Here is a 20,490-nt window from a genome sequence, read left to right as displayed (position 1 = left end):
GGTGGGGTCGTAGAGGCGGCCGTTCATGTTGATGAGGCCGTATTCGGTGTCGTGTTCTTGTCCGGTGAAGCCGCGGGTGACGCGGCCGGGGGCTGCGGTGTAGGGGGTTCCGTCGGAGTTGATGCGCCGGCCGAAAGGCTGGTAGTAGCTCTTAGTGGCGGTGGGGGTGCCGGTGCCGGTGAGGGTGGTGGAGACGGATCCGATGAGGTCATTGAGGGTGTAGTCGACGGTGCGTCCGCTGGTGCCACTCCAGGTGATCTGGCCCGCTTGGGGGACGTGGAAGACGTGGCTGGTGGTTGCGGTGCTGCCGGTGCCGTTGGTGCGTTTTTCGTAGAGGCCGCCGATGTAGGTGGTGATGTTGGTGCCGGTGGTCTTTTTGAACCGGGTGCCGTCGGCGGTGTAGGTGAGTTGGCTGCTCTGGCCGCCTTGGGTGACGGTTGCGGGCAGCACGCTCAGGCCGTGGTAGGTAAGGGTGCGTCCGCCGCTGATCTGGCGTCCCATGGCGTCGTATCGGTAGATCGTGGTGCCCGGGGTGGCGGCGGCGGTGAGGGTGTGGGGCTGCTGGGTTCCGCCGGCGAGGCCGTAGGAGTTGGTTTCGGTGAGGGTGGAGTCTTTAGTGACGGTGGTGAGGTTGCCGTCGGGGCTGTAGCCGTAGACGGTTTTCACCGGGGTGATGCCGGGCCGGGTGAGTGTCCATTCGGACAGTCGTCCCATGGCGTCGTAGTCGTAGGACTCGTCACGGTTGGCGGCAAGGTCGTTGCGTCGTTTGACGGTGCCGTTGGGCCAGTATTCGTAGCCCACGTTCATCACCGCAGCCGTTCCGGTGCCGGCCGGGGTGGTGGTGATCTTCTTGGTCTGTCCGGTCTTGGGGTAGTAATCCTGTGTGGTGGTGATGTCGTTGCCGAGGGTGGCCTGAGCCAGGGACATGTCGGCGTTGCGCGAGTCCGCGCGCCACAGTCGCTGGTAGGTGCCGCTGCCGCCGGTGTTATCACCGATCTCGGTGAGGTGTCCGTAGGCGTTGTAGACGTTCTTGACGGTGAACCGGTTGGTTCGTCCTGCCGCCGGGTAGAGGGTGGATTCGATCTGTCCGGTGACCAGGTCGTAGGTCAGGTCGGTGCTGTAGGTGGTGTTGGTATCCAGGTCGAAGTAGTCGGTGCCCTTCGTGCGTCCTGCGGTGTCGTACCGGTAGCGGGTGGTCACCGCGTCGGCGCTGGTCGCTTCGGCAAGTTTCCCGATGCCGTTCGGTTTCCCGGTGCTGTCGGTGGCGGTGTCGAAGGTGAACCGGCTGTTCCTGCCAGGTGTGGTGCCGTCCACATCGGTGATCTGGATAACCCGGCCAAGGTCGTCGAAGGTCTGGGTGCGGGCCCTATTGATGCTGGTGTTGCGTTGCTCACGGATGTCGGCGAACCCGTTGTACTTGGTGGTGGTGGTGCCGGTGTCGGGGTCGACTCGCTCGGTCACCCGTCCCCGCGCGTCGAACTTCTGCGTGGTGACATGGCCTTCGTCGGAGGTGATCTTCTCCACGCCGAACGGGCCGTTCTTGTACTGGGTGGTCACATCCGTTGCGGTGCCGGACACCGTCTTCGCCTTCACGTTCACCGTGCTTGTGGTGCGGCCGTCCTTGTCCGTCACGGTCCTGGACGCCTTGTGCTTCGCATCGGTGAGAGTAGTGGTGAACATGTCCGGATAGTCGTAGGCGGTGACCGTGTCATCCGGCGCCGTGATCGTGACGGGCCGGTCCAAGCCGTCGAACACAGTGCGCGTGAAATCACCGGGTGCCGAGGAGGGCGAGGTGACCTTGTAGGGGCGTGACTGTTTCACCGCACGGCCCAACAGGTCGTAGCCGGTGACGGTCACGACCGGGGTGCCGTCGAATCCGCGTGTCTCACTCGCCACCGTCCGCGCTAGTGCATCGGTGGTCGTCCGGCTGCGTTCCTGACCCCGTGTAGTGGTGACGGTGACACCGGTGACCGCTGAGCCGAACGTGTCCGCCCGGCCCGCATAACTGGTCGCGACCGGTCCCTGTCCGGGCTGAGTGCTGCTGAGGACCCGGCCCAAGTCGTCGTAACGGGTGGACGCGGTGACCGCGTTGGCATCGACCGTCGCCAGTGCCACGCCCAAACCCGGATGCGTGATCGTCCATGTCGAGGGACGCTTCGCCAGATCTGCTTCGGCGCGCACAGCCCACTGCTGGGTGGGGTAGATCTTCTCGTCCGGCCAGCCCGCCACCAGCGGCGTGTACTCGAAACGCGTCTCCCGGGCCGAAGTGCCCGCGGTGTCACTCTCGTGTTTAACCGACTTGACCTGGCCGCCGTCCAGATACTGGTAGGTGGTGGTTTCCCGCAGGTCGGTGTCGGTTGCGTTCTTCTCGGTGAACGTCTTCTTCAGCCGGCCCAGATCGTCGTACTCGGACGCTGTCTTGCTGGTACCGCGGTGTGGCACCAGCGGCGTGTCGTCCGCCTCGATCTTTGTCGTGGTCACCCCAGACACCAGATGAATCAGCCAGTCTGACGTTCGGCCAGAAGCCAGATCGTAGGAGGTAACCACATCGGTCGCCGTACCGTCCACGGTCCGTGACTGCGCGTGTGTCACATTATTGAACTGGTCGTATTCAGAAGCCCGCTTGATATTTCGGCTCGGAGATGCGGGTACATCCAGTGCAAAAATGTGAGTGCGAGGACTGGCTGTGTTACCAGCGATATCCAGGTTCCAGTCGACCGCAGCGGGTTCCTCCCACTCCTTCGTCTCCTGGTTAAAGTTCGGCAGCACACGCTGCACGGGCCGCACCACCCACGCCTTGGTGCTATAGGTGAACTTCTGCTCCCACGCCGTCTCACTGCGGGTAACCCGCACGTCCGCCTTCTCCGGACGAGCCGCGATGTCTGCCGCGGTCAGCTTCGCGGTCGCCGTCAGGACCGTCTTGGGCCGGCCGGCAAACGGGTAGCCGTGCGGCTGGTCCGGCCCGCCGAACCGGGTGGTGTTGTCGAACGTGGTCACCGTCTCACGGGGACGGTGCGCATCCCACACCCATGTCCTGGAGAAGCCAAGGAAGCCCCGCCCCTGCACATCCATCACCGGATTCTCATACCGGTACTCCGTCACCCGCCCGCCGGCATCAATCGCGGCCTGTGAGGCAGGGTCAAGTAGATGCTCGAACGACTCGACCTTCCGCACCACCAGCAGACCCTGACGGCGCATGTTCTGCAGCGGGAACTCCACCGCGGCAGGACTGGCCGGCTGGTCCGTCGTCTTCGTCGAATACGAAATCTTCACCCGCGGCCAGAGCGTATTGGCACTGTCACCGACCTCGGTCAGCACATCCTGACCCGCACCCGACGCACCCGCCTTGTTGGTGATCAGTACCAGGCTACTATTCCCGGCCGTGCCATCACCCCTGTAGGTCACCAGGTCAGTACGCCCATCCCGGTTAAAATCACCCAACTGCGACAAGGAGAAGTCACCACGCACCCCCAGATCGAGGCCGTCTTGCATCCATGTCGGGTTACTGACACCGGGCAGGTCCTCGAAACCACCCGCGGCATACAGCACCGTGACACCTGCGCTGTTGCTGCTCGGCCCGTTCCACACCGGCATCGCCCCCACCGCCTGCTCATGGAAGAAGACGAAGTCCGAGCGGCCATCACCGTCCATGTCCGCGATCCGCAGACCCCGGTCTCCACCGTCCCCGTCCGGGACCATGTCACCCACCGGCCACGCCGGCAGCTGAGAAAACAGTCGCGCTGGCGCGTATCCGCTGCCCGTGTTCAACCGGATCTGGATTCGCGGACTGCCCAGCCACTCCACCAGCGCCGCGTCCTGCAGACCATCCCCGTTGAAGTCACCCACCGCCAGCTGCCGCTCCGCCGGCTCCCCGATGTCCCCCGGATACCCTGGCACCGGGAATGTCCCGTCCACCGGCTCGACCGCCGCCTCCAACTCGCCCTCGTCCGTCAACGACGCCTTTGCCCAGTCCCCGCTCGCACACCCCCGCGCGCTGCTGCCCCTAGAACCCGCTAAAATCTCCATCCGCCCATTGCCGTCCACATCCGCATACATCGGCTGGCAGAACGTCTCCATCAACTTCGTACCCGACGCTTCGAACGCCGTGCCCGTATTCCGCTTGTACGAATACTCCGGAGGCTGCGGATCATCCGGAGTGCCCTTGTCTACCTCCACCAGATCCAGCCGGCTGTCCCCGTCCACATCAGCAAAATCCGCGCCGTCACCCAGACCCGACACACTCGTGAACGTCCCCGAACTCGAACCCGCCTCAAACTTACTTCCCCCCGCATTCCACCGCAGCACGTCCATCGACCCGGTTAACGGCAGACCCGGAACCGCCACCGGAGCAGCCAACTCATCCGTGCCGTCACCGTCCACATCCACCGGCCGACCCACCAGCAGATTCCACCCGCGAAGAGATGAATTGATCTGATGCCGATCCTGCAGCGGATCCACCGCGCCGGACGCATTCACTTTACTCAGCCGGACAAAGTCCTTCCGACTATCCACGTACGGATGATAACGCAGCTGGTATACATAGTCATCCGCGCCGTCCCCGTTGAAGTCACCCGGCTGCACCGCATGCGGAGCCTGACCGTTCACTCGCTGCAGATTCAGATCCGATTCCAGAACACTCGGCGTGGAGAACACCGGCTTGTCCGCATTGTATTTGAACGTCTTCAACCATGTACACGTCCCCAAAGCACCACACTGCTGCACCGACGCCAACAGACTTCGCTTCGACTGCTCTGCTGGCCTGTACTTCAGGTTGTACTTCCACAATAATCCCGTGACCTGCGGATTCGGCCCATACATCTCAATCGACGACAGACGGTGCGAGAGATGCTGACTCACCCCGGCACTCCACGAAAACTCCTGGTCCGCACGCACACCCAACTCATACGCAAACTTCACCGAACGACGGGCCGCCCCACCCACCTTCGAATAAGAAATCTCATCTAGCTGGAACGACACACTCCCGTTCCGCACACCCTCAACATCAGCCAGATCGGACCGGTACGCATACTCAACAACATTCCCCGACCGGTCCGACTCCTTACTCAACAGCCACACCAAACGCACCTGACCACCAGCAGCACGCACCCCCGACGCGTTCGCCGACAACCGCTGCACCAACTTCGGACGGTACTCCCGCACCGTCCCCCCACTCATGAACACTTTGAACCACTGAGGACCCAGACCATCCGACTCCTTCGACACAATCTTGTCGAAACCATCTAACTCCGTCCGATATTCCGTATCCGACGCCCCGTAATCCTTCGACGACACCAACTTCTGCCCGTCCAGACAGAACCGGTCCCCCGTCACATCCTCATCGTCCCCATTCCGGAACGACACCCCCGCCCGCTCACCTTCGGTCGCCACCGTCTTCGCGCACCGCGTAATACTCGACAAGCCGGCAACCGACCAACCCACCCCCAGATCCCCGTTACCGCCACGACTCGAATAACTCAACGACAGCGACGGCTGCAAACCCCCCGGCCCGTCTGGCACCCTCAACGGCACCGACGAAGACACCGCACCCGTGTCCGAAACCGACACCCCCCCACCCGGCAGATACCCCACCGACGCCCCCGCCGACACCGCACCCGCACCCGGCCCAAACCCCGCCACCGGCAACACCGGCGCCACATTCACATCCCCAGGCGCAGCAACCGAGATCCCCGGAGCCGCCACAACTCCGGCAAACACCGCTAAAACCGTCGCCACACGCACCAAGCGCGGCCATAACCCCGCCCCACGCCCCACGCCCCGAACAGCCACAGCCACTCCCTCGAAACAAAGCAGCAGCGTGAACCACCGCCCACATAAACCGAATTCCACCATCCTCAAGCACGCCCACCAACGAAAGCTTGAGTAAATACCACCCGCTTCGAAGTACCCTGAGGAACTGCGCGGGCGAGCAATGCTCGACCCAACCAACGGTGGGTCGCCGACCTCACTTACGTCCGCACATAGTCGGGCTGGGTCTACGTCGCCTTCGCCCTGGACGTGTACTCACGGATGATCGTCGGGTGACAGTTCGCCACGCACATCTGCTCCGATCTTCCCCTGACGTCCCAGAGATGGTGCTCTGGCTGCGGCGGAATCCTTCCTCGGACATGTTGGTGGTCCGGGAACATCCCGGCGAGACGCTCGCCTCGCCAACGGGCCACGACAGAGGACATAGGTCCCTAGTAGGGCTTGGTCAGGTCGGTTGTGGTGGTGCGTGTCCTGTGGGCAGGGTGTGGCGTTGAGGGGGTGTGACTCCTGACGAAATTGCTGTGGTGCGTGGTGAGTTGGAGGCGTTCGCGGCGGAGGTGTCCGAGCCGTTTGCGCGCAAGGATCAGCGCCGGTGGGGGCAGGTCTATCTGCAGGGACTGCTGACCGACGGGCAGCGTAAGTCGGTCGAGCCGATGGCCGCCCGGCTCGGGGAGGACGGCAATCGTCAGGCACTGGCCAACTTCATCACCACCAGCCCCTGGGACCCGGCGCATATCCGGGCCCAGCTCGCCTGGCGGGGTCAGGTGGGGGTCTCGCTCCACCTCGCCCGCGATCATGCCTCGGCGGCGGTCAACTGGCGGCTGTTCCTGCCCCAGTCCTGGGATCCCATCTCTCCGAAGGCCGATGCGGACAAGATCGCCCGCCGCGCCCCCTGCGGTATCCCCGAGGACGGGACCTGTCCCCGGGTGGTGGACGCCTCTGAGCCCGGCCCCGACAGGGGCCGGGGAGGAGGGATCTCTTTGGTGATGAAGGTCTACTCGCCAGAGTTCAAGGCGGACGCTGTCGCGCTATACCTGTCGGATCCCGGCCACACCTTCGAAGGTATCGGCAAGGACTTGGGGATCAGTCGGGAGACGCTGCGGAACTGGGTACGGGCCGAACGGGCCCGCCACGGCAGGGGCAGCACGACGAGCACGGAGAAGAACACGGTGGATTCCACGCCGACGGCCGAGGAGCTTCAGGCCGAGAATGCGGCCCTGCGCCGGGAGCTGGCGGCAGCGGGCAAGGAGATACAGAAGCTCGCCACCGAACGGGACATTCTCCGCAAGGCAACCAAGTTTTTCGCACAAGAGATGACCTGGTGACCAACCGCTTCCAGTTCATTGAGGACCACCATCGCGCCTGGGGCGTGAAGCGGTTGTGCGCCGTGCTGGAGGTGGCCCACTCCAGCTTCTACAAATGGCGGACTGGCCGGGAGGCCCGCGTCGCGCGTGAGCAGGCCGACATCGCTCTCGCCGAGCGGTCAGGACCGTGCATGCGGAGTGGGACGGCACCTACGGCCGGCCCCGGATCACCGCCGAGCTGTGCGACCAGGGCGAGCGCGTGAACCACAAGTGTGTCGGACGGGTCATGCGGAAGTTCGGCATCGCCGGGCTGCGGCTGCGCAAGCGCCAGGTCACCACGGTGCCCGAACCGTCCGCCACACCGGTGCCGGACCTGCTGGGGCGCGACTTCACCGCAAGCGCGCCGAACACCAAGTACGTCGGCGACATCACGTACTTGCCGGTCGGCGACGGTGAGTTCCTGTATCTGGCGACCGTGATCGACTGCTTCTCGCGCCGCCTGGTGGGCTGGTCGATCGCCGACCACATGCGCACCTCACTGGTCGCCGACGCGCTCCAGGCAGCCGCCCGCGTCCGCGGCAGTCTTGCCGGAGCCGTCTTCCACAGTGATCACGGAGCGCAACTTGGACTCAACCGGTCGTCGCAACAGCCGCCCTCACAGGGGCTGTAGGAGCCGCCGCGTCCCTTGGTTCCGGAGGACGACTGGGAGCCGCCTCAGGGGGTCATCGAGGCCGCTCCCAGCCGCATGGTGCTCTTTCCTTGGTGCGCCGGTCTCATCCAGCGTCGAGCGCGGAGGCCCCGCCGACGCGCAAGCAGATACCAGGTCACCCGATCCCCCGACGGCACGCCCCACCCCGCCCCGCCCGTCCCCTTCACCTTCTTTCTTCCTGGTCCTGGGGCGCGAGGGGGTGTGCAGAGGGGGATGTCAGCCTCCCGACCACCGCCTGACAGGTGTGGTGACCTGCGGATACGCCGCCCACCGTGCGGGAGGGTGCGGGCAGTTGTGGGAGGGGATGACGGCGGGGTTGTCGGCCCGGTCGGGGGTGGTGTTGTCGCATCGTGACCGTGGTCGGGCCGTCACGGTCAGCGTTCCGGTCGGGGCCCGCTGCTGGCGTGGCCCGTACACGCGATGCCGGACAGGGCGGCGTCGCACGGTGCGGGAGCGGTCGACGATGACGGATGTGGACGCGGGCGGCGGGGACCGGCTGGCATTGGCGGTGCTGACGCAGTACCGGATGGCGACGACGCAGCAGATGCATCTGATCATCGCGCCCGGGGTGCGGATCGAGCAGACCCGGCGCCGGCTCGCCAAGCTACGGGCGCAAGGGCTGGTCGACCGGATCACCCTGCCGCAGGCAGGGCGGACCCGGGTGTGGTTCCCCACCGACTACGGCGCAGCGGTTGCCGGTGAGTGGCCGGAACTGCGGGGCCGGCGACCGCCGAGGAAGGTCGCCGATCCCACCGCGGTCCGGCTGCGCACCGGGCACGGGCTCACCGTGACCGAGACCGCGCTGGCCTTCCTCCAGGACGCCCGCCAGCGCGGCGACGTGTGCCAGCCCCTGGACTGGATCCCGGAAGTCCACCACCCCGTCGGGGGCGGGGAGGCGGTCATCCCGGACGCGGTGCTCTACTACAACCGCCACGGCAGTACGGGAGCAATGCTGCGGGCGTTCGTGGAAGTCGACCGGGCCACCATGGGCCCCGAACGCCTGGCCGCCAAACTCACCGCCTACGCACGCCTGCACACCTACGTCCCACAGCCCGTCGGCCGCCGCCCGAGATCCCACCAGGAGGGGGATCAGGCGTGGCGGCGCACCTACCCGCTCTTCCCGCGACTGCTGTTCGTCCTGGACGGTGCAGGTCCCGCTGGCGTGGAGAACCGCATCAGCGCCCTGCACACAGCATCCAGAGCACTGTCCGTCGCCGCGTTCCTGCGGGAAGTGCCGGCCATGGCAGCACCGCTGGTCGACCTGCTGCGCGACGGACCCTCCGCACCCGTCTGGCGCCCCGTCCTCGACCCTCACCGCAGGATCGGCTGGATGCACACCCGCACATCGTGAACACGCAGTCGCGCAGGCCTGCACAATGCGCCCTGCAGACCCCCGACCATGAGCCCGACCACGATCGTGCAGACCCCCAACCATGAGCCTGACCATGCAGTTCACAGCGTTGCGCAGCCGATTGCGCAAATGCGCAGCCAGCCTCTGCGGCGTGCGCACCCGTGCGCAGTCCACGCATGCACATCCAGACCCGCGAGGTTCAGACCGTCAACTGAGCCGCACGACCCGCGAAACCGGCCCGGTCGTGCGCCCCGACCACCAGCGCAGCACTGCCTGCCAATCCCCCCAACCTCTGCAGGTCACTGCGCCGCGCGGGACTGTACCCAGGCTCACGATCAGGGGCTCTCCAAAGCGGTGCACCCTGGGCCCAACGACCGCCGCCCATACGGCGGTACCCACACCGTATGGGCCTGAACGGCCGGAGCGGGCAGTTCGGCAACGGCCTGCTCCGCAGCCGTACGGCCGCGCGAGCCGACCACCGGCGGCTGCTCAGTATCGGGGCGAGGGCCGGTACCCAGGGAACGGCGTGTGGTGTGCATCGGGCGAGTCTGCCAGGCGCTGATCCAGCCGCAGGACAGACAAGCCGGAGTACCGAGCCAGACGGACAGACCGGCACCCGGCCCCAACCGTGGCGAGCCCGGTGGTGACTGCGCCGGGTCTACTTATCCCAGGCGCACATATCGGCACAATAGGGGCAATTCAAGAGCGGAATTTACTAGCGGGGAGTGGCGGAGGGGGCGCTCTTCCGAATCCGGTGACGCGACACCCGCCGCCCCCCATATCAATGGCGAGAGCAACGCCGTCTCACTGTTCCCGGGCCGTTCGGGTGCGGGGGTGAGGCGGTCTTGTCCGCGAGCCGGGATGGGGTCCGGCTCGGCCGTAGCCGTGCGGCGGCATCACGCCGCCCTTCAAGACGTCCTGCAGAGGCGGGAGCGCGCACCGGAACCATCCGCATGCGCGTTGACCTGTGATGATGAACCAGATCTTACGAGAGACCGCGCCCCAGTACTTTGCCGGGCTGCTGGTGCTGGCGACCGCGGCCGCGGTCGGCGCCCTGGTCCGCTTCGCCAGGAGGCGCCGCGTGGCCGCCCGCCGGCAGGCGGCGCAATCACGCCGCCCGGAAGAGAATCTCTGACCCTTCTGCCGAATTGAAATGGGGGTGGGGCATGGCCTCCCGCAAAAACGTCGTCCGCAGGACGACAAAAAGTGTCGTCATCCAGACGACGAAATACGGTCCGCGTGAAGAAGTCAGCCGCGAGGCGGCCTGGCAGCATTTACACACTCCGCCCGCGCACGATCCAAACGAGTGGGCGGGCGAGCTGGCCCGGATCAACAAGGAGTTCTCCGTCGCCGACCGCGACCTTGCAAGCGTCGCCGCCAAGTACGACCGAGTAGTCGAGCTCGCCCGCTACCCCGAGGCGGACCTCGACGAGACCAGCGTGCTGGCCGCGCTCCTGGTCATCAGTACGCTGCGCGACAAGCTCCAGCTGGACGAGCGCAGGCTGATCAGTGCCGCCCGCGCCCAGAAGGTCACCTGGGGCCGGATCAGCGTCGCCCTGGAACTCAAGAGCCGGCAGGCCGCCGAACGCCGCTTCCTGCAACTGCGCGACGACCTCGACGACCTCGCCCAGGACAACCTCACCCACGTCGAACCCACCCAGGCCGAACGCGTCGAGGTCGCCCGCGCCCGCCGCGACCGCGCACCGAATACGCGTGGGCCACCCGCCATGCCGCGCCGATCATCACGCTCGCGCTGCATCTGGAAGCCGTGCCCGGTCTCCAGCAGCGCGCGGACGACCCGCCCGCCGCCCGCCAGGCCCACCAACGCACCGCGAACAGCGCCGTCTTCAACGGCCGGCCCGCCCTGCCACCACTGCGCATGCCGTGGCCGTCGCGGCTGCACGAAGCCGTCGAGACCTACCGGACCCACCAGCGCGCCGACCAGGAATACCGGGCCCGGCCGGCCGATCCCGGCCCCGGCGAGGACACCCGGCCACCCACTGGGGTGCTCGCCCCGGTCACCTTCGACGGGCTCGTCCACGACCTGTTCGGGCTCATCGGCCACGCCCTCGACATCGACCTGCACGATCACACCGACCTCGCCCACGCCGTCCAGGACCTGTATGACCAAGCGGGACCCGCATCCCCACGCGCACCGGCACAGTGACGCCCCATCGGGAGATCACAGCAGGTCACAGCGGCAGGCAGCGCCACACCCCGACACCAGGACGTCGGCAGGCTGCGCGGGATCTAGCCGACGGTGTACCGGCGGAAGATTTCGATGCGATGCGCACCTCGCCCGCGCGGCCCCCATTCAGCGGTGAACTCCCCCGCAGGAGTACGCCAGTTGCGCACGAGGTAGGCGGCCACCTCCGCCACGTCCTCCGGTCGGGCGGCCCAGAGGTGCAGGCGCGCACGATTGTTGAGCCGTGGCACGCTAGGCGGATCGACTTGCGGTACGGGCCATTGAGGACGCCTTCGTCGGAATGCAGGACGTGATAACGACTCAAGGGCAGGCCGGCGCGATCTGTCCGCACTGGAACGAGTGGAACCCGGCGCTGGTCCTGGCGAACACTGCGCGGTTGATCCGTTCACAAGGGTCCCCGTGCACAACCCCGACCAGCAGAAGAGCGTTTGAGCTGCGCCCTCGCGTCACACCTCGCGGGGCCACGCCGGCTCAGGAGCGCAGGTTCTTCACCATGACGGCATACACCGGCGAGTCTGCGAACGGCTGCTGTTCGCCCACCTTCGTGTACCCCCACGTCTCGTACAGGTCTTGGACCTTCGGGTGCGTGACGTCGACTAGGAGCACCGCGAGATCCTCTTCCCGATCGGCCAGCAATGCCGCGTGTAGTTGATCGGCGATGCCCTGCTTTCGCCAGTTCGGGCGCACCATGACCTCTGACACCGCGTAGGTAGCAGTGTGGCCGTTGTTCGGCTCGTGGGGGGTGGAGCGCCACCATTCGCGGCCCTCCTGAAGGGGGGCGCCGTAGGCGAATCCGGTCGGCTCGTCCCCCTCGAACGCGACGACGCAGGTGAAGCCCTGCATCTGCGACCAGTGGTCGACGAACCAGGGGAACTTCTGGTTGAACTCCAGGTCCATGGCGGCAGCGTAGGCGTCGGCGTGGACGTCTATGAGCATCTGCCTGAAGCCCTCTGGGAGGGGTCCAGCGCCGTAGTGCCGCAGGTCAATCACCCTAGTCACGCTCGACTCCATTCTTCTCGCATACGGTCTGCCCAGTCGCGGGCGTACGTCGTTGACGGTGCCAGGCGGAACAGATCCCGGTGGAAGTCTCCGATGAGTGATCTCATCCGTCCAGGCAGTGGAGCGCCGGCCATGATGGTGAAGACGGTTGTTGCGGTTGCTGTGGCTTGCTCCGGTTCTCCCTGCCGGAGCTGTGCGAGCGCGAGCTGACACGTAGCCAGGGCGCGGTTGCGCTGGAACTCGGGTGGGATCGTGGCCAGGGCGCGGTGCGCCATCGCTTCGGCGTTGGCGCACTCGCCGTTGTGGTTGCAGATGATGGCCGCGAGGTGATTTATCTCTGCAGGCCCGTGGAACGCTGTCCACCGAGGGCGGTCGCCCTCTGTCGCCCTCCCTAGAGCGTCCTGGGCTGTGTCCAGCGCCTTCTTCGCGGCCCGTGGGTCTCCCAGCGAGGCGTGCGCGAGGGCGAGGCGCATGCGCCCCATGGAGCTAAAGAACGGGTCTCTGCGGGCAGCGGTCGTCACGTTGGCTGCTTGTGCCGCGGCGAGTTGCTCCGTCCAGTTGCGCCGCTGGTAGGCCAGCATTGCCAGGTTGATCCACACGCGCATCGCTGTGGGCGGGTCCTGGGACAGTCCTGCGAAGGTCGTCGACTCGTGGAGGTATCGCTGGGCGGCGTCAAGGTCGCGGACGTCGATGCATGACCATGCTGCGATGGTGGTGTACTCGGCCGCGAGCGCGTACAGGGCGCGGCGGATGCGTTCGCTGGCGTTGCGCTCCTGGAGTTCCAGGACGCGCGCGCGGCCTTCGAGAGCCGCGGCCGCGAGGGACCGGTGGCCGCCAAGACGGTCGTCGGCCTCGACGAGTGCGTTCATGCCGGCTGCGGCGCGCGCTACATCCGATATGCCAACGGAGCGGCGTTGTTTGACGAGGGGAACGGCGGCGGCAGCCGTTCCGGTGGCGGTTTCGATGAACTTGCGACGCCGCAACGAGTCCTCCGGGGGATGTTGCATGGAGCTGGGTACGCTGAACCCTAAGTCGGACACGGGGCAGCCGAACACACGCTCAAGTGCCGCGCAAGTTCGGCCGATTGGCCTGCGGCTCGTCCCGTTGAGCAGGTTGCGGATCGTCCTCGCCGACATTTCCCCCGGGCGGCCGGTGATCTCCTCTAGCGCTTTGTTGCAGCGAGATGCCAACTCGTCCTGTGTGAGGTCGAGTTCATCCATTCGGTTCTGAAGGATGGCGTTGGCTCCCATGCACAGAAGGTAGTCCTGTCGTCACTGCGCCGACCAGGCGTCAGGTAATGCAAACGTAAAGTCTTCCGGTAGCTGTGCGAGGACAGGACCGGAACTCTTCCTGTCGCGCCCGGCTTCAGGCTCGTTCACTGGACACCAGCCGCCGGGGCGACCGGGCGCGGCGGCGAACGGTCCGCGCGAGCAGAGAACCCATGGGAGCCCCCCGTGAACCCCCCAGAGCACCGCACAAGCGCCCCCTCAGACGTGGCGGCCGCACCACCGGACGCCAGCACCGTCACGCTCCTTCCGCTGGAGGCGGAGACCCGGTTCCGATGGAGCACGTCGCTCGTCGCCAACGCGGGGGCGGGCCCGAACGCCCGGCTCCGCGTCCGCCCGTCGCTCACGATGGGGCACTGGCACGGCAACGTGGACACCGCCGCCCGCGTCGCGGACAAGCTGGTGGACAACGCCGTGCGTCACGGCGGCTCCCTCGATGACGGCTGCGTGGTACTGCGGCTGAGCGTTCTCGCCGAGACAGGCGAGCTGCTCATCGAAGCGGACGACGGACTGCCCGGCTTCCCCGGCTTCGAAGACGTCGCCGACCAGTCCGCCGAGCCGAAGGGGACGCCCAAGGGGCTGCGGTGGGTGGCCCACTACGGCGGCCGTCTGTCCTGGGATGTCCTGCTGAGCGCCGATGACGTGGTCGTAGGCAAGACCGTGCAGGCCATTCTTCCCGCAACCGGAGAGGTGCCGGCCTGATGCAAACTCCCCTTCCTCAGCGTGCGGCGATAGCGGGCGGGCCCGTGCCGGTGGCCGGTGTGGACTTCATGCCGGGCGACTGGACCATCGCGCCGGGCGACGTCGCCGCCGACATGGGCGACCTTGCCGCACGGGTGCGCAGCCTGATGGATCTCCAGCAGGGCAGGGTGCTGCGCTTACCGTTAGGCGGCCACTTCTTTGACATCGTCGTCACTGCGGCCTGCCCCGAAGCGTACGCCGTGGTGAGCCTCCTCGACGAAGTCCAGGACACCGACGACGGCCAGCGCGACGCTTGCGGCCCGGTGATCGAAGACCCGGAGCGGCGGTGGCTGATCTGGCTCGTGCCCCCGGGGACCAGCGACCGCTGGGCGCCGCACCGGTACGGCCTGTGCCTCGGCCGACCGCACCAGCTCGCCCTGCCGCCGATGCCCCTGACGGAGCCCCCGGGCCCCTACTGGCTGGGCCCGTGCCGCGGCGACCGGCTCGTCCCGCCGGCGCCCCTACGCGACTTCCTCGACCGCTTCCAACCGGGCCCCGCCCCGCATGAGGCGATCCTCGCGAGCATCCTCTCCACCATCTCCTGATCCGAGCGTGCAGCGATGCCCGTGTCTGACCGCACACGATCACGCTGCCGTCCCTGAACAGAACGCCCCCGTGCCCGTCGATAACCGTCACCTCGACGTGCACGAACAAGACCCTGCGGCCGGGGAGGATCCGGCCCCGGCCCCAGGCACTCACCCCGAATCGAGGACGCCATGAGGCTGCAGCCGGTCCCGCCCGACGAGCTCGAGGAATCGCGGCCCTGGTGGAACCCTGCCGAGCCCCGGTTCCGGATGACCCCGGACGCAAGACTGAGCGCCCTTCACCGCAGCGTCTTCGGCAGTGCCATCGCCGCGGTGAAGCCCGGCCGCCCTGTCAAGGTCACCGCCTACGTCTTCGCGGCTCCCGGAGTGGACATCGACGCCACCCACACCCTCCTGGGACAGCACGCGCGTGATCGGGGCTGGAGCGTCCACCGGGAGCACTTCACCGACCAGCCCATGAGCGGCTCGCTCCCCGTTCGCCCGCAGTTCAACATCGCATGCCGTCGCGCCGGATCCGGCTTTGTCGACGGCGTGCTCACCACCGGCCGGGGCGCAATGCCCAGCACCGACGAGGCGTACGAGGCATATCTGCGCTGGCTGCAACGCCACAACGTCTTCGTCGCCTTCCTGCAGCCGATCACCCGGGGAACAGCGTGGACAGATCAGTAGCGCCCTACGTGACGCCATGGACGGGGGAAGACACCTCGCCCGCGGCCCTGACCGTCACCGCGTCCGGCGTCGCCTACGCCGACCCGTCCTGGACGCGGTCGCGCGCGACGTGGACGGCACGCTGTGGACGCTGTGCCGGGGGGAAGCGAACGGGATGCCTGAGTACGCGGCCGAGCTCCATCCTCAGCGGCAGAAAACTGCCATGGACGGACTGCTCCGCGCGGGCTGCAAGACGCCAGCCGCCCGGAACGAGCACGGGATGCTGTGGGTCCTGCCCCTCCTTGACGACGGCGTCAGCGCGGACTGGGAGGACGTCCACACCGCAATCCCGCCCATGTGCGAGAGGTGCGCGGCACAGGCGCCGCTTCTGTGCCCGGTACTGCGCAAGGGACATGTGAAGCTCCCCGTACGCGAGGCCGAGCCGATAGGCGTGCGCGGGACGCTCTACCCCCGCCCCGGCGAGCCCGGTGAGCCCGAGGCGGACACGTTGGTTCTCTACGGCTCCCCAACCTGCCGTTCGTCCTCGCCCGCCAGGCCGTGCGGGAACTGCGAGACACCACCATCGTCTCCTTCGCTGCGGCCATCCCCTGACGCCTGTCCGGTGCCCCGGCTGAGACCGCTCCCGGGCCATCGGACAGTGCAAGACCCCCGGCGTGGGGGATTTGCTCCCCCACGGCCCCCGCGCCTGGACCCTCTACAGATGGAGGCAACGTGCACACACTGATCGCCAGTCCGTTCCTGGGGCAGTACCTCGTCCTCCGGCCCGGCCACGTCAAAGCGGTGGGCATCCCCGAGACCCGCTACGAGGAGCTGCGCACGGCTGTCGACGCAGACGGGCCGGCGCCATCCTGGCTGAACGACGCGACCACGGCGGCCTGGGGAATGCCCCTGTCCGTCGAGAGCCTGCCCGCGGTCCTCCTGATCCGCGATCGCTCCCCGTACGGGTACGGCAAAGCGTCATGGGAGATCAACCTGGGCTGTGACCACGACTGCGGCTTCTGCTACCTGGGCGAGAAACGCTTTGAAGGCCTGGAGTGGGACGACAAGGCGCGCCTGCTCACGATGCTGCGCGATGCGGGCGTGCTGTGGCTCCAGATCACCGGAGGAGAAGCGCTCATCGACCGCCAGTTCGCCGCCGCGTACGAGTACGCCTCCGAACTCGGCATGATGATCCAAATCTCGACGAATGGCTCCCAGCTCCACAAGGCGCGGATGCAGGAACTGTTCGCGCGGCTGCGGCCGTATCGGCTGACAGTGAGCCTGTACGGCGCGACCGCAGAGACCTACGACGCTGTCACCCGCAACCGCGGCGCCTGGGACCGGTTCTCGCGTGGCCTGGACGCCTCGCGCGAGGCAGGCCTGCCCGTCCGGCTGAACATCGTCATCTCCGACGACAACGCCCACGAGATCGACGACATGGTCCGCCTGGCCGAAGACCGCTGGGGCTTCCCGTACCAGGTCTTCTCGAACATGTCCCCGACGATCCATGGGGAAGCCAGCCCGCTCGCCTCGCAGGCCGCGAAGTACCTGAAGCCGCGCCGCATCTTCACCGGCTGCAACGCTGGCCACACGTTCTTCCACGTCGACCCGCACGGCATCGCATCCATCTGCAAGATCGGCCGCGATCCCAGCGTGAATCTCATGACGGAGGGCCTGCCCGCCCTCACCCGACTCGGCGGCATCGCCGAGTCCCTACAGCTCCGCACCGGTGGATGCTCCGGCTGCTCGAAGGTCGGCACATGCAGGACGTGCCGGCCGCTGGCCAAGCTCTACCAGGAGGCGGGGGACAACCGATCGCTCTACTGCCAACATGGAGGTTACGGAGCATGACACCACCTACCGCAACAGCGACGCGGCCCGCACCGGTGCCGGTCACCATCGGTCTGCGGCCGCCCGCGGAGGCCACCGGCGCACTACCGGTGCCGCTGCCCGCCCCCGTGATCCCCGAGGGCACGTTCCAGATCATCACCGATCTGGACGCCGACGTCGCCGACTCCGCCGGGTGCTCCTGCTCGGCCAGTGACGACCAGCCCTACTAGGCCGAAAACTGCTCCATGACGCTGCGCCGGCCGTACGCTGGCCGGGGCAGCACCGTCTCCACTCCCAAGGAAAAGCGCCGTGTCCATGCACCGCCGTCACTTCCATGACCTTCCTGCTCAGGCGCGCCAGGCCATCGCCGACAAGACTGGTCCGATTCAGTCCGCACGCACCGCTGAGGGAGGGCTGAACTCGGGGATCGCGGCCTTCATCCACGTCGACGGCGGCACGGTGTTCGTCAAGGGCATCCCCACCGATCACCCCCAGGCCCCGGCGCAACGCCGCGAGGCTGCGATTGCCCCCCACCTCCCCCGCGCCTGCCCCCGCCTGTATTGGCACATGGAGGCGGCCGGATGGGACATCCTCGGGTACGAAGTCATTCACGGCCAGCACGCCGACTACTCCCCAGGCTCCCCCGACCTTCCTCTCGTCGCCGCGGCGATCGAGGAACTGCAGGAGATCACCGCCCCACGGGACATCGCTATCAAGGCGGCAGACGACCGCTGGGCCGAATACGCCCCACCCGGGACCGCCCACCTCATCGCCGGCGACACCCTGCTGCACACCGACCTCGCCCCACACAACGTGCTCGTCGCCGAGCGGGCGCACGTCATCGACTGGGCGTGGCCCACGCGCGGCGCAGCGTGGATCGACCCGGCGGTCCTGATCCTGCGCCTGCTCGAGGCCGGGCACACCCTCGAGTCAGCCAACGGCTTCGCCCGGCGGTTCCCGTCCTGGCGTAGCGCACCGGCACTCGCCGTGCAGGCCTTCGCCGCAGCCAACGCCGCCACGTGGACGGAAATCACCAACGCCGACAGTGCGCCGTGGAAGGTCGCGATGGCACGCCACGCCCACGATTTCGACGCCTATGTGCGCACCTTGCCCGAGAGGTAGGCGCGGCAGGTGTAACAAACTGCGGCCGTTGACGTTCCGGCAGTGAAGGGGGTTGCGCTTTACGGCAACCCCGCAGTGATCCGGAGGAACAGTGACGACCGCGACAGCCCCCCTCTCGACCGAGAACGGCCGCTCCCACCTGCAGGAGAGCCTGTTCGCCTGGCTCGAGCCCGAAGCGCATCCCACGCCCGCCAAGACCCCCGGCCCGTCTCCTGCCCCGGTTGAGGCGGAGACATAAACACTGTGGGAGTCCGGCCCGGAAGGTACCCCGCTCGCGCCCGTGCAGGAGGAGAAGCCGCACCTGTCCCACACCTGGGCCGTCGCCGCCACGATCGAGGTCACTCCGAAGATCGCGAGCGTCGCCGACTATCGAGGCAGCTTCAAAGTCGTCGAGGGCCAGCGCATCGAAGCGCTCGACGTGTACTGCGACGGCTGCCGCCGCCCGCACGACGAGGTCAAGGGCGACGACTGCGCCGCCAAGAGCGCCAACACGCACCTGATCGGCGGCGACCAGACCAAGCACGCAAAGCGCAAGGCCCTCACCCAGCCCGTGAACGGATCATCCGGTCAGGGCATGGCGGACTTCCGTGCGGTCTCAGTGACCGGTGGCCGGTCAAGGAACGGCTTCTTCGGGCCGAAGAATATCGGGAGAAGCATGTCGGGCGAGAAGAGGCGGGTGGCCGGCTTTTCCAGGCTCATGACGTCGAGCAGCGCGCCGAGCGCTCGCGGATTACGCGCGCCGGTGGCGACGGCTCGGTCCACGAAGCGGGCCAAATACTTCTCCAAAGCGGTCGGCGGGGTGTCGGTGGCGCCGGGATAGAACGCGTCCTGGCCGACGGCCCGGCAGTGACTGGCCGGGCTGCGGCGCGCTGGATGCGGCGCGCGATGCCGGGGGCGGTGACATGAGTGGGGCGCAGGACGCTGCGCAAGGCGAGGGCGCTCTGGGCGGAGACGGTCAGGCCGTGACCGTAGACGGGGTTGTAGCCGGCCACCGCGTCGCCGAGGACGGTGAATCCGTCGGGCCAGCGTTTGGCCTTCTGTAGTAGCGGCGCCGGTTGCCAGTGGCCCGGGTGGTCTCGACACCGCTGATCGGTTCAGCATCCTTGATCAGTTCGCCGATGTCCGGGTCGCCGAGAGTGAGCGCGAAATCGACAAAGGCGTCGGCGTCGCTGGTGGGCTCGCCGCCGCGCGTGCCGGCGAGCGTGACGGTCCAGCGGCCGTCTTCGATGGGCAGGATGATGCCTCCCCCGTCCGGGCGGGTTGGCTGGATTGGCCTGCACGTTAACCAGGGGGTAGTCGGTGTTGTTGGTCGTGCTCGGGGCCGCGTAGAGGCGGATGGCGTAGGCGACTCCGGCGTTGACCTCCCGCTCGGTGACCTCGGGAAGGCCCAGTCCCTGAAGCCAGTGGGTGGTGCGGGAGCCGCGTCCGGAGGCGTCGACGGTCAAATCGGCGGTCAGGGTGAGCTGATCGGAAAATCGAGGTTTGGAAGGGCAGGCGGCAGCATCCGGGCCGCTTGCGGCTCGGATGTCGGGGCGGGGTCGGTCAGGCGGATACGGTTTCGAGGGTGACCTGGTGGCCGAGGGCCTGGAGCTGTCGGACGAGGTCGCGGGTCTTGCGGGCTGGGTTGAGGTGGCGTTGGTGCCAGTCGGCGCCGAGTTCCTGGTAGGAGGCGTCGGGGTCGTTGATCAGGTGCCAGGTGATGACGAGCATCGAGCGGGCGACGGCGACCAGGGCTTTGGCGTGGCCGCGGCGTTTGACGACGCGCCGGTAGCGGGCGCCGAGGAAGGTGTCAGTGCGGGCGGCGGCATTGGCGGCCTCGCCGAGAGCGCCTTTGAGCCAGGGATTGCCCTGCCCGGCTGGGCCGGCGGTGTTCTTCGCGCCGGACTGAATCGTGCGGGGGCACAACTTGGCCCACGAGACGAGGTGTTCGGGGGTGGGGAAGCGGGTCATGTCCGCGCCGATCTCGGCGAGGATGATCTGCGC

15 protein-coding genes and 3 pseudogenes are annotated in these 20,490 nt (G+C 67.3%); 12 read left to right on the top strand and 6 right to left on the bottom strand.

The genetic code is table 11. The features are described 5' to 3' along the window. Window positions 1–5,850, bottom strand: a 5,850-nt coding sequence (locus ACWCQK_RS39365) for a SpvB/TcaC N-terminal domain-containing protein (protein WP_451163652.1), incomplete at its 3' end; no start/stop codon positions are given. 416 nt (window positions 5,851–6,266) lie between these two features. Here ACWCQK_RS39365 and ACWCQK_RS39360 point away from each other — a divergent pair. From ACWCQK_RS39360 to ACWCQK_RS39340, 5 genes and pseudogenes are all read left to right on the top strand, one after another. After that, window positions 6,267–6,671: pseudogene (locus ACWCQK_RS39360) on the top strand (transposase); the annotation flags it as partial. Window positions 6,672–6,746: 75 nt separating this feature from the next. Beyond that, window positions 6,747–7,091 (top strand): transposase, encoded by a 345-nt coding sequence (locus ACWCQK_RS39355; RefSeq protein WP_451163658.1) that lies wholly within the window; start codon window positions 6,747–6,749, stop codon window positions 7,089–7,091. Between the two features lie 166 nt (window positions 7,092–7,257). Then, a pseudogene (locus ACWCQK_RS39350) lies at window positions 7,258–7,689 on the top strand (DDE-type integrase/transposase/recombinase); the annotation flags it as partial. A 553-nt stretch (window positions 7,690–8,242) separates the two neighbouring features. Continuing rightward, window positions 8,243–9,130 carry a replication-relaxation family protein gene (locus ACWCQK_RS39345; RefSeq protein ID WP_451163650.1) on the top strand — a complete coding sequence of 296 codons (888 nt, stop codon included), beginning with the start codon at window positions 8,243–8,245 and terminating at the stop codon, window positions 9,128–9,130. Between the two features lie 973 nt (window positions 9,131–10,103). Further along, window positions 10,104–10,265, top strand: coding sequence for a hypothetical protein (locus tag ACWCQK_RS39340; RefSeq protein ID WP_451163648.1), 162 nt, complete (start codon window positions 10,104–10,106; stop codon window positions 10,263–10,265). A gap of 139 nt (window positions 10,266–10,404) precedes the next feature. On the opposite strand, the gene ACWCQK_RS39335 is transcribed toward ACWCQK_RS39340, so the two are convergent. Beyond that, a complete protein-coding gene (locus tag ACWCQK_RS39335) occupies window positions 10,405–10,776 on the bottom strand; it encodes a hypothetical protein (RefSeq protein WP_451163646.1) in 372 nt (123 codons plus the stop codon). Window positions 10,777–10,898: 122 nt separating this feature from the next. On the opposite strand from ACWCQK_RS39335, the gene ACWCQK_RS39330 reads away from it, so the two are divergent. Beyond that, window positions 10,899–11,297 (top strand): hypothetical protein, encoded by a 399-nt coding sequence (locus ACWCQK_RS39330; RefSeq protein WP_451163644.1) that lies wholly within the window; start codon window positions 10,899–10,901, stop codon window positions 11,295–11,297. 510 nt (window positions 11,298–11,807) lie between these two features. Here ACWCQK_RS39330 and ACWCQK_RS39325 read toward each other — a convergent pair. Further along, entirely contained in the window at window positions 11,808–12,347 is a 540-nt protein-coding gene (locus ACWCQK_RS39325; RefSeq protein ID WP_451163642.1) for a GNAT family N-acetyltransferase, read from the bottom strand. Beyond that, a complete protein-coding gene (locus ACWCQK_RS39320) occupies window positions 12,332–13,585 on the bottom strand; it encodes an XRE family transcriptional regulator (RefSeq protein ID WP_451163640.1) in 1,254 nt (417 codons plus the stop codon). Before ACWCQK_RS39320 ends, ACWCQK_RS39325 begins: the two co-directional genes overlap by 16 nt. 204 nt (window positions 13,586–13,789) lie before the next feature. Here ACWCQK_RS39320 and ACWCQK_RS39315 point away from each other — a divergent pair, with 204 nt between their 5' ends. The 6 genes from ACWCQK_RS39315 (at window position 13,790) to ACWCQK_RS39290 (ending at window position 18,507) form a co-directional block, all read left to right on the top strand. Then, window positions 13,790–14,323, top strand: a complete 534-nt coding sequence (locus ACWCQK_RS39315) for a hypothetical protein (protein ID WP_451163638.1) — start codon at window positions 13,790–13,792, stop codon at window positions 14,321–14,323. Continuing rightward, window positions 14,323–14,907, top strand: coding sequence for a hypothetical protein (locus tag ACWCQK_RS39310; protein WP_451163636.1), 585 nt, complete (start codon window positions 14,323–14,325; stop codon window positions 14,905–14,907). The genes ACWCQK_RS39315 and ACWCQK_RS39310 overlap by 1 nt, the downstream gene beginning before the upstream one ends. Window positions 14,908–15,078: 171 nt before the next feature. Next, complete coding sequence (locus ACWCQK_RS39305) at window positions 15,079–15,576, top strand: hypothetical protein (protein ID WP_451163634.1); 498 nt, start codon at window positions 15,079–15,081, stop codon at window positions 15,574–15,576. Between the two features lie 723 nt (window positions 15,577–16,299). Then, window positions 16,300–17,406, top strand: a complete 1,107-nt coding sequence (locus ACWCQK_RS39300; RefSeq protein ID WP_451163656.1) for a radical SAM protein — start codon at window positions 16,300–16,302, stop codon at window positions 17,404–17,406. Beyond that, the gene (locus ACWCQK_RS39295) at window positions 17,403–17,615 is read left to right on the top strand and encodes a hypothetical protein (protein WP_451163632.1); all 213 of its coding nucleotides are present in this window, start codon (window positions 17,403–17,405) and stop codon (window positions 17,613–17,615) included. Before ACWCQK_RS39300 ends, ACWCQK_RS39295 begins: the two co-directional genes overlap by 4 nt. An 85-nt stretch (window positions 17,616–17,700) precedes the next feature. Then, window positions 17,701–18,507, top strand: a complete 807-nt coding sequence (locus tag ACWCQK_RS39290) for an aminoglycoside phosphotransferase (RefSeq protein WP_451163654.1) — start codon at window positions 17,701–17,703, stop codon at window positions 18,505–18,507. A gap of 567 nt (window positions 18,508–19,074) precedes the next feature. Here the strand turns inward: ACWCQK_RS39290 and ACWCQK_RS39285 are convergent. Together ACWCQK_RS39285 and ACWCQK_RS39280 are read right to left on the bottom strand one after the other, a co-directional pair. Beyond that, a pseudogene (locus ACWCQK_RS39285) lies at window positions 19,075–19,976 on the bottom strand (pyridine nucleotide-disulfide oxidoreductase); the annotation flags it as partial. A 73-nt stretch (window positions 19,977–20,049) separates the two neighbouring features. Beyond that, window positions 20,050–20,490, bottom strand: a 441-nt coding sequence (locus ACWCQK_RS39280; protein WP_451163630.1) for a transposase, incomplete at its 5' end; no start/stop codon positions are given.

The organism is Streptomyces sp. NPDC002306 (assembly GCF_053593435.1).
The sequence above is the reverse complement of the archived record's forward strand: the minus strand, read 5'-3'. Positions and strand labels throughout refer to the sequence as shown.

What these genes read in the sequence shown, in the direction of transcription:
- ACWCQK_RS39340 (WP_451163648.1), top strand. Translation starts at nt 10,104, where the DNA reads ATGAACCAGATCTTACGAGAGACCGCGCCCCAGTACTTTGCCGGGCTG.
- ACWCQK_RS39290 (WP_451163654.1), top strand. Translation starts at nt 17,701, where the DNA reads ATGCACCGCCGTCACTTCCATGACCTTCCTGCTCAGGCGCGCCAGGCC.
- ACWCQK_RS39325 (WP_451163642.1), bottom strand. Translation starts at nt 12,347, where the DNA reads ATGGAGTCGAGCGTGACTAGGGTGATTGACCTGCGGCACTACGGCGCT.
- ACWCQK_RS39320 (WP_451163640.1), bottom strand. Translation starts at nt 13,585, where the DNA reads ATGGGAGCCAACGCCATCCTTCAGAACCGAATGGATGAACTCGACCTC.
- ACWCQK_RS39345 (WP_451163650.1), top strand. Translation starts at nt 8,243, where the DNA reads ATGACGGATGTGGACGCGGGCGGCGGGGACCGGCTGGCATTGGCGGTG.
- ACWCQK_RS39310 (WP_451163636.1), top strand. Translation starts at nt 14,323, where the DNA reads ATGCAAACTCCCCTTCCTCAGCGTGCGGCGATAGCGGGCGGGCCCGTG.
- ACWCQK_RS39295 (WP_451163632.1), top strand. Translation starts at nt 17,403, where the DNA reads ATGACACCACCTACCGCAACAGCGACGCGGCCCGCACCGGTGCCGGTC.
- ACWCQK_RS39305 (WP_451163634.1), top strand. Translation starts at nt 15,079, where the DNA reads ATGAGGCTGCAGCCGGTCCCGCCCGACGAGCTCGAGGAATCGCGGCCC.